General features: G+C 60.7%; 11 protein-coding genes and 1 pseudogene. 2 read left to right on the top strand and 10 right to left on the bottom strand.

The features are described 5' to 3' along the window. Positions 1-4: 4 nt before the first annotated feature. The 9 genes and pseudogenes from nifX to X757_RS01000000165145 form a co-directional block, all read right to left on the bottom strand. On the bottom strand, positions 5-502 hold the full coding sequence (nifX, locus tag X757_RS142815) for a nitrogen fixation protein NifX (protein ID WP_023727176.1): 498 nt from the start codon (positions 500-502) through the stop codon (positions 5-7). Beyond that, positions 468-1,850 (bottom strand): nitrogenase iron-molybdenum cofactor biosynthesis protein NifN, encoded by a 1,383-nt coding sequence (nifN, locus tag X757_RS142820; protein ID WP_023727175.1) that lies wholly within the window; start codon positions 1,848-1,850, stop codon positions 468-470. Before nifN ends, nifX begins: the two co-directional genes overlap by 35 nt. Positions 1,851-1,859: 9 nt before the next feature. After that, positions 1,860-3,350, bottom strand: a complete 1,491-nt coding sequence (gene nifE, locus X757_RS142825) for a nitrogenase iron-molybdenum cofactor biosynthesis protein NifE (RefSeq protein WP_023727174.1) — start codon at positions 3,348-3,350, stop codon at positions 1,860-1,862. Between the two features lie 62 nt (positions 3,351-3,412). Then, positions 3,413-4,954 (bottom strand): nitrogenase molybdenum-iron protein subunit beta, encoded by a 1,542-nt coding sequence (gene nifK, locus X757_RS142830; RefSeq protein ID WP_023727173.1) that lies wholly within the window; start codon positions 4,952-4,954, stop codon positions 3,413-3,415. Between the two features lie 126 nt (positions 4,955-5,080). Beyond that, a complete protein-coding gene (gene nifD / locus X757_RS142835; RefSeq protein ID WP_023727172.1) occupies positions 5,081-6,583 on the bottom strand; it encodes a nitrogenase molybdenum-iron protein alpha chain in 1,503 nt (500 codons plus the stop codon). 97 nt (positions 6,584-6,680) lie between these two features. Further along, positions 6,681-7,574, bottom strand: a complete 894-nt coding sequence (gene nifH / locus X757_RS142840; RefSeq protein WP_023706403.1) for a nitrogenase iron protein — start codon at positions 7,572-7,574, stop codon at positions 6,681-6,683. 474 nt (positions 7,575-8,048) lie between these two features. Continuing rightward, the gene (locus tag X757_RS142845; protein ID WP_023727171.1) at positions 8,049-9,305 is read right to left on the bottom strand and encodes a type II toxin-antitoxin system HipA family toxin; all 1,257 of its coding nucleotides are present in this window, start codon (positions 9,303-9,305) and stop codon (positions 8,049-8,051) included. After that, on the bottom strand, positions 9,280-9,606 hold the full coding sequence (locus X757_RS142850; RefSeq protein WP_023727170.1) for a helix-turn-helix domain-containing protein: 327 nt from the start codon (positions 9,604-9,606) through the stop codon (positions 9,280-9,282). The genes X757_RS142845 and X757_RS142850 overlap by 26 nt, the downstream gene beginning before the upstream one ends. Positions 9,607-9,821: 215 nt before the next feature. After that, positions 9,822-10,693 (bottom strand): annotated as a pseudogene (locus tag X757_RS01000000165145) (IS3 family transposase); the annotation flags it as partial. An 864-nt stretch (positions 10,694-11,557) separates the two neighbouring features. Here X757_RS01000000165145 and X757_RS1000000165835 point away from each other — a divergent pair. After that, a complete protein-coding gene (locus tag X757_RS1000000165835; RefSeq protein ID WP_023727169.1) occupies positions 11,558-12,268 on the top strand; it encodes a toll/interleukin-1 receptor domain-containing protein in 711 nt (236 codons plus the stop codon). A gap of 134 nt (positions 12,269-12,402) precedes the next feature. Continuing rightward, positions 12,403-12,846, top strand: coding sequence for an SOS response-associated peptidase family protein (locus X757_RS01000000165135; protein WP_245275095.1), 444 nt, complete (start codon positions 12,403-12,405; stop codon positions 12,844-12,846). Between the two features lie 416 nt (positions 12,847-13,262). On the opposite strand, the gene fni is transcribed toward X757_RS01000000165135, so the two are convergent. Then, positions 13,263-14,366: a type 2 isopentenyl-diphosphate Delta-isomerase gene (fni, locus tag X757_RS142855; RefSeq protein WP_373432853.1), complete on the bottom strand. Its 1,104-nt coding sequence runs from the start codon at positions 14,364-14,366 to the stop codon at positions 13,263-13,265. Positions 14,367-14,372 lie beyond the last annotated feature (6 nt).

The following is a 14,372-nucleotide window of genomic DNA, read 5'->3' as shown; positions in this document are numbered from 1 at the left end:
CATTTCAGCTTTCGTCCTCGAAGGACAGTTTCTGTCCGGCGGCACCTGCCTGCGCCAGCACCTTGCGCAGCCAAGGGGGAGGACACGTCCTGAGCATCATCTGCGTGCGCAACAACACCTCTTGGATGGTCTGGGGCTGCGGCACTTTGATCGGATGGATCTTTGCGGAAACAAGTTTGGCTGCCGAAGGTCCGCCGATCGCCAGACAAAACAGCAAATGGCAGCCCTTTAGCGCCTCCACCTTCGGGGTGATGCGGTCATCGCCCTCGGTTCGGTGCTTCCCGCTCTCGTCGGAAACGTCGTCAAAGGCCACGGCTTCCACGAGATTCCACTCCTCGCGCATCACGTCGTAGACAGCAAAGCGCCTGGCCGATCCGAAATGGGCGTTGAGGTTCTTCATGTCCTGCGTGGCGATGGCCACGCGCAATGCGCCGGCTTGGCGTTCCGGCTTCGGTGCGTGAACCTCGTCAGTGACGAGCGAGAGGCGACGAACGGAGCGCATCTGGCATTTCTCGCTTACGGAATGGATCAAGCGCCTCAGGCGTCGGCGCGTGCCGGTTGGCTTCAAAAATGTTGGCGACCTCGAAGATCAGGTCGCGGGTCCCCTGGTAGAGGATTGTGAGCTTGTGCTGGCTGCCGAGCCGGTCGAAGATCGGGAAGCCGACCCGCATGAGCGGAATGCCGAGGCGCTGCGCCGCCTGGCGGCCGTGGGAATGAGTAACGAAAAGATCAGCACCGGCGCCAAGAGCTTCCAAATCGCCGAGATCGCCGACCTGAACCGACTGCGCCGGTACTTCCTCCAGAATTTTCGACATAGCGGCCGTTGTGACCGCCGCCGCGATTTCGGAGCCCATGCCGATGAAGAAGCTCGCGAGTTGGTAGAGTTGGTCTGGTTCAGCAGCGATCGCAATTTTCTTGCCTCCAAAGTGGAAATGTCCGTCGAGCAACGCGTCCTGCAACTGCGCCCGGCGACGGCGTACCCCAGCCGGCGCCGACGCGCCCGAAACTGCGGAGAGCAGCGAGACGAACCGGTCGGCGTCCTTCAATCCAGTCAGCGACCGGAACAGCACGTAAGGCACGCCGGTTAACGTGTGCAGCAGCTCGGCCGGGCGGCGCATATGCTCACCGATGACAATGCATCGCTCGGCCGTGCCAAGCTCGCGAATATCCTCGACGCTGGTGCCGCCATAGGTGGTCGTGACCCAACGGTCGGGCACCGTACCGTCGAGCGAGCCGGAGAGGTCCGGCAAAATTACCGGCTTCAGTCCAAAGCTCTCAACCATCTCGCGCAAATGCTGAATGTCAGCCACAGTGAGGTTCCAGCCAGGCAGGATCACGATCTTCTTCGATTGCCGCGCCTGCTCGCCGGGCCGTGTAATCCCTTCGATCATCGCGGTGACAGCTTTGGCCCAGCCCTCTTCCATCGCGCCATCGAAATCCGGTGTGTTGGCTAGCACCACCTCCGTACCCGCGAGTTCTTTGGTGCGCTTCAGCCTGATATTGGCGATATCTCCTGCGCAGTCGTCGCCCCGGGTTTCCACAAGTGCGGTCGTGCAAACCCCGATCAGCGTTGGCTTTGTGCGGGCCTTGAGGTTGAGGATAGCCTCTTCCAGATGGTCTGGCCCGCCGAGGATCGTTGCCACCTCGTCCATCGCGGTTGTCTGCAAGGGAATGGCTTCCTTGAAATGTCGCACGAAGAGCACGAGCGCGAAGCTGGTGCACCCCTGGCTGCCGTGGAACAACGGCATCGCGCCGTCGACGCCAAGAAAGGCCAAGGCGGCACCCAGCGGCTGCGATGACTTCAGCGGATTGACCGCCGCCGCTTTGGTCTGGGGAAGGATGCGGACCATCGGCTTTCCTCAACACTCGCCGAAATCACCGGCCGTCGTGCCGGCGAATTCCTGGACAACATGCAAGGTCGCGGTCTCGCTTTTCGTGCGCGGCAGTTCCTGCCTCACCGCAGGCTGGCAATCCCATGGTGCCGGTTGCCGCACCTGGCACCAGATGGGGTTTTGAATGGCCAGGTCGATCTGGCGTACGAGTTCCACCATGCCGTCATAGCCGGCGTAAGGATGTTGCCGCTCCTGGTTGATATCGAGCCAGGGTGTCTTGGCCTTCAGAGCGATGAATTGCGTGCGCCCGCCTGATAGCAGGATATCGGCCTTGTGTTCGGAGAGCATGGCGTAAAGCTCGCGCGCTGCCATCTGCTCGAATATATGGTTGTCGTCCTTGAGGATCTGCTTGATCCGCTCCTTGTCTTCGACGGTCGACTTCTTGATAGAGGTGCCGACGATCTCGATGCCGATCTCCATCAGCGCATGGACGACCGACCAGGACTTCACGCCGCCGGTGTTGAGCAGCACGCGCTTGCCTTCGAGCCTCGGCCGGTAGGCGGCTAGCTTCTTCCAAGCGATCGCCTCCTCCTCTGCAATCAACGCCTCGGTGCGGCCGAGGATCTCCGGATCAGCACCCTGCTTCACGAGCTGCTCAGCTATGTTCCGGAGTGCATCCGAGGTATCGGTGATGCCGTAGAAGGAGCCTTCGAAGAACGGGATGTCCCAGCGCTCGTCCATCTTGCGTGCCAGATTGATGAGCGCGGTCGAGCACACCATCATAGCCGCCCGGGCGCGGTGCGCGCCGGCAATGTCGAGGTAACGTGCGTCACCCGGAATGCAGGCGCGCACCCGGATCCCGAGCCGATCCAGCAGCGGCTTCACCAGCCAGAATTCGCCCGAGAGGTTGAATTCGCCAAGAATGTTGATGTCGTAAGGGCCGGCATCGTCGGGCTCCACTGTGCCGATGACATGCTCGTGCAACGCCTCGCCGGCAAGCTTGTTGCCAAGATTCTTGGAGCCGACGAAGCCCGGCGCATTGACCGGCACCACCGGAAAACCGAACTTTTCCGCAGCGCGTTTGCAGACGGCCTCAATGTCGTCGCCGATCAGCGCCGTCACGCAGGTCGGATAGACGAAGATCGCCGGCGGCCCATACGCTTCCTTGATCTCGCGGATCGCTTTGAAAAGCTTGCGCTCGCCCTGCCCCATCACAACATCGAGTTCGGTGAGGTCGGTCGTGAAGCTTGTGCGCCACAGCGTTGGCCCGGACGAAGCCGCACCGCGGTTGTCCCAGGAATTGCCCTCGCAGGCGAGCGACCCATGGACCAGGTGTGCGACGTCGGTGATCGGCTGCAGTACGATCTTGGCGCCATCGAAGGCACAGCCACCGGCCGCCGCTCCGGGGGTCAGTGGCTTCGAACAGCCCTTTTTGCGCGCCTTGGCATCCTTGCCGCGGTTGTTTTCGCAGGCAGGCTCGTTGAAGACATCCTGGATTTTCGCTCTGAGCGAGGACATTGCGTCAGTCTCCAAAGTCCCTCGAGAAGACGACCGGCCTAACCGAAGAGCGGCCGCCATGCTTAGCGGGTAAGGTCATACGAATAGTCCGTCACGCCCGTCTCGCTTGTCTCGCGATCGAGCTTGTCGAAGATCTTGTCGAGGATCGTCGTCAGGACGCGCAATCCGCCTTGGTAGCCCATGAGCGCAAACCGATGGTGATGGTGGCGGTCGAAGATCGGAAACGTCAGCCGGATCAGCGGCGTGCCCGTGTCGCGCTCCAGATACTTGCCATAGGAGTTGCCGATCAACAGGTCCACCGGCTCCGTGAAGAGCAGTGAGCGCATCGCCCAGAGGTCCTTGCCCGCCCAGACTTGAGCACCCTTGCCGAAGGGCGATGATGCAAGCAGCTCCTTCAACTCCGCTTCCCATGCCGAGGTGCCGTTGGTGGCGAGGCAATGGATGGGCTCGCCGCCCGTCTCCATGATGAAGCGGGCCATGGCATAGACAAAGTCAGGATCGCCGTAGATGGCGTATTTCTTACCGTGCAGCCAGGATTGGCTGTCGGCCATGGCGTCAACAAGTCGACCGCGCTCGAGGCGGATTGCCTCGGGGATTTGCTTGCCGGAAATCGCAGAGACCTCCATCAGGAAGTCGTCGGTTGCCTGGACTCCGAGAGGGTAATGGAACGAGGCAGTCGCCTGCCCTACCCCCTCGCAATACTCCAGCGTTTTTCGGGTGTTGTAACGCTGCAGCGACAGCGTCGCCTCGGCGTTGATTGCCTTACTCACCTCTTCGATCTTCGTGCCGCCGTCGTACATGCGGTATTCGCCGTCGGACGGCGTGTCGAACTGGTCAGAGGCGTCTTGGATGAAAGTATAGGACACGCCTATCAGATCGAGCAGGCGCTTGAGTTCCCGGTTGTTGCCGACACAGAACCCGTCGAAGCCCGGAATGATGTTGATGGTTCCCTCGGCTTCCGTTCGCTCCTCGCCCTTCCAGAAATGCTCCAAAATGCCCTTGACCGCAACGTCATAGCCGTCGACATGGCTGCCGACAAAGGCCGGCGTGTGGGCGAAGGGCACGTCGAAGTCGCGCGGGACCGAGCCTTCGTCCTTGGCGTTCTCGATGAAGCTGTGCAGGTCGTCGCCAATGACCTCCGCCATACAAGTGGTCGAGACGGCGATCATCTTTGGGTCGTAAAGTTGGTACGTGTTGGCGAGCCCGTCGACCATGTTCTTCAGGCCGCCGAACACTGCCGCGTCCTCGGTCATCGAGGAGGAAACCGCCGAAGCAGGCTCCTTGAAATGGCGCGACAGGTGCGAGCGGTAATAGGCCACGCAGCCCTGGCTGCCGTGGACGAAGGACATGGTTCGCTCGAAGCCTGCGGCCGCGAACACCGCGCCGAGCGGCTGGCAGGCCTTGGCAGGGTTCACGACAAGCGCTTCGCGAGCAAGGTTCTTTTCGCGGTATTCCCACGTCTTGGTGAATTCGCCTTGGTCGGTAACGATCTGGTCCGGGTGAGGACATTCGAAATTCAGCCTCTTCTCGGCGAGCATCTGCCTGTATTCCGGCTCGCGGAACAGGGGCGCGTGGTCGAGAACTTTTTCAGCCGACTGCGGCATGGGTGATTACCTCTTTCCATCTGGCCCGCCATACGGCGGCACAGGGACGTCGAAACGTTTCAAGTCTCCCGCGGACAAAGGGCCACAGGCGTTTAACGGCCTCCCGGCTTACGGGAGGCCAGGGCTTCATTCGGCTGCGATCGCTGCCGACGGCTCGGCTTTTTTCTTCCAGGGGGCGTCGTAGAGGTTCCAGACCGGGTTGTTGATGGCCAGATCCATGTCGCGGGCGAAGATCGCGAAGCCGTCGTAGCCGTGATACGGGCCGGAATAATCCCAGGAATGCATTTGACGGAACGGTATGCCCATCTTCTGGACCGGGTACTTTTCTTTGATGCCGGAGCCCACGAGATCAGGACGGATCCCCTCGATGAACTTCTCCAGCTCGTAACCAGTCACGTCGTCATAGATCAGTGTGCCCTTCTTCACGTAGTGGCCAGTGCGCTGATAGTCGTCGTTATGGCCAAATTCGTAGCCAGTGCCGACGATCACCATGCCCAGGTCCTCATATGCCGTGACGACGTGACGGGGGCGCAGCCCGCCGACATAGAGCATCACCGTCCTGCCTTCGAGGCGCGGCCGGTACTTGGCGATTATGGCATCGACCAAGGGCCGGTATTTGGCGATGACCGCCTCGGCCTTGGCCTCGATTTCCGGCCCGAAGTGCTTGGCTATCTTGCGCAGAGAGGCTTCGGTCTGGGAGGGGCCGAAGAAATTGTACTCCATCCAGGCGATGCCATACTTTTCCTCCATGTGCCGGCAGATGTAGTTCATCGACCTGTAGCAATGGATGAGATTGAGTTTCGCCTTTGGCGCTCGCTCTATTTCGGCCAGCGTAGCGTCGCCCGACCAGTTGCCGACCACGCGCAGACCCATCTCCTCGAGCAGGATGCGCGAAGCCCAGGCGTCGCCGCCGATATTATAGTCGCCGACCACATTGACATCGTACGGCCCGGCCTCGAACTCGAGGTCCTTCTTCTCGAACACCCAGTCGCGGATCGCGTCGTTGGCGATGTGGTGGCCGAGCGATTGCGAGACGCCGCGGAACCCCTCGCAGCGCACCGGAACGATTGTCTTTTCGTGCTCCTTGGCCTTGTTGCGGGACACAGCTTCGGTGTCGTCACCAATCAGGCCAATCGGGCATTCTGATTGCACAGTCATGCCCTTGTTCAGCGGAAACAGTTCCTCGATCTCGTCGATGATCCGTTCGAGCTTCTTGTCGCCGCCGAAAACAATGTCCTTCTCCTGGAAATCGGAGGTGAACTGCATGGTGACGAACGTGTCGATGCCGGTCGTGCCGACGTAGTAGTTGCGGCGTTGCGACCAGGAATATTGTCCGCAGCCGACCGGGCCGTGGGAGATATGGACCATATCCTTGACTGGACCCCACACCACGCCTTTCGAGCCGGCATAGGCGCAGCCGCGAATCGTCATCACGCCGGGGATGGACTTGATGTTCGATTTGACCTCGCATTCGGAAAGGATCTCGCTTTCCTCGCCAACCTCGCCGCCGCTCTTTGCGACGTTGAGGTGCTTTTTGCGGCGCTTCGCCGACTTGTCAGGATATTGCGACAGCACCTCCTCGATAAGCTTCGCATGGAGGGCACCGTCATTCTCGTATTCCAGGCTCATGGGACCACTTTCAAGGTTCAGGGTGACGCCTCACCGACGAGGCGCCGTTCTTTGAAAGGCGCACCAGGTCAGGCGGCGCCTCATGTCGCAGCGGTCGCTACTGCGCGGCCGCCTTGGCCGCTTCCTTGACCTGAAGCTCGGCAAGCATCTGCTCGTCCGTCTTCATGATGCCGAAGTCGAGCAGCATGTCCTCGAGCTCCTCCATGGTGATCGGGGTCGGAATGGTGCCCTGGCCCGAATTCCCATGGATCTTCTCGGCCAGCGCCCTGTATTCCCCGGCCTGCTTGGAGTCCGGCGCATACTGGATCACAGACATCTTCCTGAGCTCGGCGTGCTGGACGATGTTGTCGCGCGGCACGAAGTGGATAAGCTTGGAATTGAGCCTGGAAGCCAGCGCTTCGGCGAGGTCGAGCTCGCGGTCGGTTTGGCGCTCATTGCAGATCAGGCCGCCGAGCCGCACGCCGCCCGAATGGGCGTATTTCAGGATACCCTTGGCGATGTTGTTGGCGGCATAGAGCGCCATCATCTCGCCGGACATGACGATATAGATTTCCTGGGCCTTGTTCTCGCGGATCGGCATCGCGAAACCGCCACACACCACATCCCCGAGCACGTCGTAGGAGACATAGTCGACGTCGTCGTAGGCGCCGTTCTCCTCGAGGAAGTTGATTGAGGTGATCACGCCGCGGCCGGCGCAGCCGACACCCGGCTCGGGCCCGCCCGACTCCACGCATTTGATGCCTTTGTACCCGACCTTGAGCACGTCCGCGAGTTCCAGGTCTTCCACCGAACCTTCCTCTGCCGCGAGGTGCAGCACCGTATCCTGCGCCTTCGCGTTCAGGATCAGGCGGGTGGAGTCGGCTTTGGGGTCGCAGCCGACGATGAGGATTCTCTGCCCGAGGTCGACAAGGGCGGCGAGCGTATTTTGGGAGGTGGTGGACTTGCCGATGCCGCCCTTTCCGTAAAAGGCGATCTGACGCAAACCTGACATGTAGCTTTCCTTCCTTCGTTCCATTCATCGCGGCTGCCGCGACATGAATGCCGGTCGGGCAGCTGTAGCCGCCTCGCACCTAAGGATCTCAAGACTCGTGCCAATTTGGCTGATCGAACCGAAGAATAATTTAATGGTTGCTTTTCAGGGGTTTAGCCTGAGGGCCAAAGAAAGGATCGTCGCAACAGACCGTGTAGCGGACCCGACAATGGCGACACAAAGCGTCGGATCGCGATCCTCAGTCACCGAATTCGTTTGAACCGCGTCGTTATGTTGAAGTGGACGAACAGCAGCTCGATCCTGTTGGGTGAATTGCGGGATGCTGTCTGTTCCGGCGAGCTGACGTGCTTGCTCACGCGTGTCATCGTGGAGACTCCGCGGAATCTTGCGCCACGCTGGCATGCCTTCGATCCAGCCATCCATAGGGCCGCGGATCGAAAGTTCCGCTATATCAGCAACCCGAGGGGACTCGGCTCACTTATCGGCGCAGGAGTTCAGTATCGGCGTCATCGCCTTCACATGTTCGTCCATCCGCTCGAGCACTTTCGCTGCGACAACGTCGCGCTCAGGCAGATGCCACCAGTACTCGTTGACGAGTTTGACCGTCTGGACCACTGCCGTTAGGACTGCCGGCTCCGGAAGCCTTGCGCGGTTCGCAAATGCTTTCCATCGCGGTGCTGCTAGCGCCTTGAACGAGCGCTCTCCTCCAAGCGACAGCGCCATGGCGTCGGCGGGAATATATGGCACAGTGGACAGGACGTCGTAGATTGGTGCAAGCGCCGGCTTGTCGCCGTTTCCGGGATACATCAAAGACCAATTCTTCAGGTGCATGTCGCCATTGCCGGTGATGACGCTCAGTGCCAGGCGGCGGACGAAATCGAGAGCCGCCGTAGGCGAGACGGCCACGCCAAGAGCCAAGGCTATGTCGTGATAAGCGGCCCCCTCATATTTGCGCGAGGGGTAGACACTGAAGACCTGAGCGAAATCCTCGATGTGTATCCTCTCGCCACCGGCGCCGCGATCGAAGCGTTTGACGAGAAGGACCTTGCCCTCCGACATCGTATTGAATTCTTCGGGAACGCCCTCAAAATCGGACTTCTCGACCAGTTCGCATTCAGGAACCTCCATGCCGATTGCTGCTGCCAGCGCCAGGTTGGCGAATTCGTTCTCGGAAACGCCCGGAAACGCCGTCGAAGGGAACTTGGCAATGTACCGGCCCTGCTCGTCGTCCATCGGCAAGGTAAGGCCGCCGCCTTTTCCAATGTTCTTCATGACCGACAGCTTCATCTGCACGCCGGCAAGCGAGAACCGTGCCTTGGGGTGATCCTTTGGGCCATCCTTCGAAACCGTTATCGCGCCGTCACTGGGCAACGCCCGTACGGCTCCCGGCAGATCGGCGCCCAGTGCCGCTAAAAGATCGAAATCATTGCCTGGCCGCACATTGCCTTCGTGATGCCTTTCCATCGCCTCCCGCAATTTCTCCTCCGGCAGGAGGTTCGCGAAGAAAGCGGGCAAGGCGCTTGCCAGAGGCTTTGGATCTTTCCGCAATCCTCCCGTCGCTGCCCGGAACGACAGGCTGAGAACCGGAAAGCCGCCCGTCGCGCGGTAGGCGTCATCGAAGTTGAACGCATTGAAATCGCCCGGCGTCCTGACGATTGTGCCGATCTTTACTGCATTCAAGAGCACGTCCAGTGACGGGATCGTCTTAGGTGCGCGAAAGACTGGAGCCATGATCGTCATCGTCAGGTTGAGAAACAAAGGCGGGTTGATCGTCATCATCATGCGGACGCAATAGAGCCTGGACAGCCGGCACCATGGCTTGCGGAACCAGCATCATTTCCAGACCGAGCGCGCGAGCGATATTCATGAGCGTCGTCGCACGCGCGGCTGCGGCTCCCTTTTCGATGTCGCGATATCGGGGACGGGATATACCCGCCGAATCGGCGACCTGCTCCTGCGTCATCGCAGCGGCCAACCTCGCCTGCCTGAAAAACCCACCGATTTCCCGTAGAATTTCCGATTGAGAGTCCATAACGCAACCTATACGATCTATTCCAATGTGCGATGGTACGCAAAGGTATCTCATCCAGCGAGTAGTTTCAATGCTTCAATGATCTGTTTACATATCATATGTGAAGAAAATGATATGGAAAGAGATCAATCTTCCTCTCTCTTTAGCGCCGCGCGGCAACGTCGTTCCTCCGAGAACTGAACCGCATCGGGTTTTCCGGAGGCCGTTTCGTTGAGTCACGCGGCCATGGCTGGGTCATACAGAATGGCGTAGTAGCGTTCCTCGGCTTCGGCCGGCGGAATGTTGCCGATGGCCTCCAGCAGCCGGCGATTGTTGAACCAATCGACCCAATCGAGCTACCGAACTCGACGGCTTCGAAGTTGCGCCATGGTCCGCGTCGATGGATCACCTCGGCCTTGTAAAGGCCGTTGAGCGTTTCGGCGAGAGCATTGTCGTAGCTGTCGCCGACGCTGCCTACCGAAGGCTCAACGCCGGCCTCCGCCAGGCGCTCGGTGTATCTGATAGAGTCGTATTGGGCGGCCTCTATCGCTGTGATGGATCAGCCTGCCCCCCTGCACGGGCCGCCGATCATGGAGAGCCTGTTCCAGAGCGTCCAGAACGAAGCTGGCATGCGCCGTCCGGCTCACCCGCTAGCCGACGATCCTTCGCGCATAGGTGTCGATGACAAAGGCGACATAGACGGAGCCCGTCCAGGTCGCGACGCAGGTCAAGTCGGAGACCCACAGCATGTTCGGCGCCGGGGCATGGAACTGGCGATTAACGTGATCGAGAGGGCAAGGTGCGGCCTTGTCGCTCACCGTGGTGCGGATCGGCTTGCCGCGGATGATGCCCTCAAGACCCATGGCCCTCATCAGTGGGGCAACCGTGCAGCGGGCGACGTCGAGCCCTCACGCTGTAACTCTCGCCAGACCTTGCGAACGCCGTAGACGCGGAAGTTGGCCTCGAACACGCGTCGGACCTCATCCTTCAAGGCCAGGGCCTCATCCCGCTTCGCCCGAGCCGACAGCCGGGAAGGATCGATGCGCTTGGCGACATGGTGGTGGTAGCTCGACGGGGCGATCGGCAGCACCTTCCAGATCGGCTCGACCCGATGCGGTTGCCACGTCCGAAGGCACGCCGGCGAGCACGGTTCATACAGCTGCTGTGGCCACCGTCCACCGGCTTTTCTTCGTAATAGGCCTAGTGCATGCGTCGCTGCAGACGGCCAACTGAAAGAACATTCAGCCAACGGCTATTTGACCTCGGCGCCGATGCGCTCGACGGTGGTCCTATGAAAGAGACGGGCTGCTTCAGATGCCGCACAGCCTTCATTTAGCTGAGTCGAGTGATTTCGGAGCGCTGATTGGGTTTGTTTCGGACGGCGTCCACCCTTTCGCCCGCGTTCGCGGGCTGCCTGTAACCGGGGCACCGTGGGCATTTTTAGAATAATACCCGCTAAGGTAATTCGAAGTTGTTTGGATTGACCGGTTAGCTCGGATCGGCCTGGAGCGTTCCCGGGTCGGTCAATCTCGTTCCAGAGATAGTCTTTGGTGATGCGATATGAGCCAAGGAGCGGTGCGACCTGGGAGAGCAATTCGACGGAATATCGATGCCCTGGCCTGGACATAACCGACAGGGGCTGAGATGACGGTAAGCGCGTAGACTAGGCCCCGTGTCAGCATCACCAAAGCTGACAACCCTTGGACGGCTCGCAGCGTCGGGGACGACTATGGGGTGGCGACAAGGCGCAGCTTGAGGTGCCCAGACCGGCGCTTGAGAAGGGCTCTAACTCAGGCTGGCTAGACCTCCGACCCGACAAGCTAACACAAAGACGCAACGCACCGTTCGAGTTTATTGCTGGCAACAAGCCGGCTCCCCAATTAGAGGATTTCCCGGCTTAATTTCCAGCGTCGACTTGACTGCAAAAGACTTTCGCTGGAAGTGTCGACCTAGATTCGGGGGGCTCCATAAAATGGCAAGCAAGGCAAAATCGCGGAAGCGCGTTGGAACTCTAGAAGACCGGTTTATGGACGCCGTTAGAGAATTGTCGGGGGGCGGAAAAGTGAGCGTTAAGAACGCAGCCCTTTTCAATAAACTGGGTTGGATAGAAGAACGTTACACGACAACTAAGGACCGCCTGAGGAAGAATGGACTGATAAGAGGAGGTCCCGGTGGGACTATGTCCCTCCCCCAAAATGCGGCTAGCCCCAGTCCCAAGCCTCTCAAGGCGTTTATCTCCTACTCGCATGCAGATGCGGCTATCAAGGTTGACCTTCTAAAGCACCTCACGCCGCTGAGCCGACTTGGTCTTGTCGAGGCTTGGCACGATGGCGAAATCGAGACTGGCGACAAATGGGCGGACGCCATCAAGGGCAATCTAGAGAGCGCCGACATTATCATCCTCCTGATAAGCGTTGACTTTATCAACTCGCGTTATTGCAACCAGATTGAGCTAACTCACGCGATGGAGAGAGAGGCCAACAACACGACGGTTGTTATTCCAGTGATCGCGAGAAATTGCCTGTGGCAGGAAGAGCTCTTCGGCTCTTTTCAGGCGACCCTCAAGGGTACATCGATCGCAAGTTTCAAGGATCGCGACGAAGCTCTGACTTTGGTCGCGGCAGATATCAAGGAAAAAGCCCTTTCCATGCTTGCCAAAAAGAACGGGGTTGCTCCTTCCTAGATGTGCAATCTGCACAACATCACCACGTCGCAAGAAGCCATACGCCAGTGCACCAGGGCTCTGCGCGACCATCTCAGGCAACCTGAACCGTCCATCGACATCTACCCCAACCAGCCCCCAACCAGCCCGGTCCGGTGGTCCGCAATGCGGCAGACGGGCAACGTGAAGTCGCCAACCTGCTTTGGGGAATGCCGACACCGCTCGAACGGGTCAAGGGCAAGGCCGACTACGGCACGACCAATATCCGCAACCCACAATACGGCCATTGGCAGCAGTATCTTGGGGTTGAGCATCGCTGTGTGGTGCCTGTGACGAGTTTCTCGGAGCCCAGCCCAACACCCGGCATAAGGACCCTGAGACAGGTATTCAGCGGATTGGTTCGCGCGCTCAATGAGGACCGGCCGCTTTTCTTCTTCGCTGGCCTCTGGACGCCATGGCATGGGGTGCGCAAGGTCAAGGACGGCGCCGGCGATTTCGAGCTTTACGGCTTCATGACGACCGCGCCCAACGCCCTGATCAAGCCGATCCATGCGCCTCTAATGGGCGTTGGGCACCTTGCCGGGAAGTGCTGTGGATAGCCGGAGGCACCTCACGACCGACCGCGCATGACTCGGGGGCAATGTGGATCGGTGCCTAATTTGCATAACACCAAGCAAACACAAGGGATTGAGGCTGGCTTACCTTCTCCGTTGCTTGCAGGAATACTCCTTCATTGCAATGGATTTGCACCATCTGCTCCTGCCGGTCTCCCGCCGCACCTGGTGTTCCGGCCCTTTCAGGGGCTCGGCTCGATCGGCGTGACCACCCTGATCAAGCATCGACATAGCCGTCGAATACCGCTTTACTCTCGGCTGTCCGTTCGGGGCATGGCGGGGTGCCTCCCCGATCACGAAGCAGCACCCGAACAAGCCCGTGACCAGCGCGTCCCCGCTTCCGAGACTTTCTCACTCAGTAAGGCTATGCGCCCGCCGCCAACCTGCGGGCTACGCCGGCATCAACCGGCGGGCAGATGGGCCGAGGGCAATAAGCGGGCCTGGCGCAACGCCGCCAGATCAGCCGAGCCGGTGCAGAAGCAGGCGACGGCCAACTGGCGGATGACGATCTCGAAATGCGCGACAACCGCCTCGCTGGATTGCGTAGCCGCGCGCAGCACGCCGGCTGCCTGCCCGGCGATGTCCGCGCCAAGACGGATAGCCTTGGCCACGTCGACGCCGTCGCTGATCCCGCCCGACGCGATGAGCTTTACCGCTGGCAGCGCCCGACGTACCGCCTGCACGCTGGCCGGGGTCGCAATCCCCCAATCCGCGAATGCCATTGCCACTGCGCGGTCGGCGGCATCGCGGGCCCGCTCGCCCTCCACCGCGGCCCAGCTGGTGCCGCCGGCGCCGGCGACATCGATCACCGCCACGCCCGCCTCGACGAGCGCACGGGCCACCGAGGCGGACAGGCCCGACCCCACTTCCTTCGCCACGATCGGCACGCCGACGCTGCGTGCGGCGCGAGCGATCTGCGCCAGGACGCCGCGCCAGTCGCGGTCGCCCTCCGGCTGTACTGCTTCCTGCAGCGGATTGAGATGGACGATGAGTCCATCGGCCTCCAGTGCATCCACCGCCCGGCGCGCGAGGTCCAGGCCGTCGGGCTGGCGCAGTTGCGCGGCGCCGATATTGGCCAGCAAGGGAACGTCTGGGGCCAGGCGGCGCAGCGCGCGCGTCAGCCCCTGGGAGTTGCGGGATTGCAGGCTCACGCGCTGCGAACCGACGCACATGGCGATCCCCAAGGCTTGCGCTGCCTCGCTCAGATGGCGGTTAATGGCCTCGGCGCGTGGCATGCCGCCGGTCATGGAGCTGATCAGCAGAGGCGCGCGCATGGTCTTGCCCAGCAGCGAGGCGCTGAGGTCGATCTGCGTCAGGTCCAACTCGGGCAATGCGCAGTGTTCGAAACGAATGCACTCCCAGCCGGCGGCCTTGGCCCACGCCGTTCGCCGATCCAGCACGATGTCCAGGTGGTCGTCCTTGCGCCGGCTCAGCTTGGTGTCGCTGATGCTCGCCCCATCCGCCGCATCGGGCGACGGCGTTGCGTCGGATCGGACCGACGGCAGCGCGCG

It is taken from the genome of Mesorhizobium sp. LSHC412B00, assembly GCF_000503035.1.
In the GTDB taxonomy this organism is placed as follows: Bacteria; Pseudomonadota; Alphaproteobacteria; order Rhizobiales; family Rhizobiaceae; genus Mesorhizobium.
The sequence above is the reverse complement of the archived record's forward strand: the minus strand, read 5'-3'. Positions and strand labels throughout refer to the sequence as shown.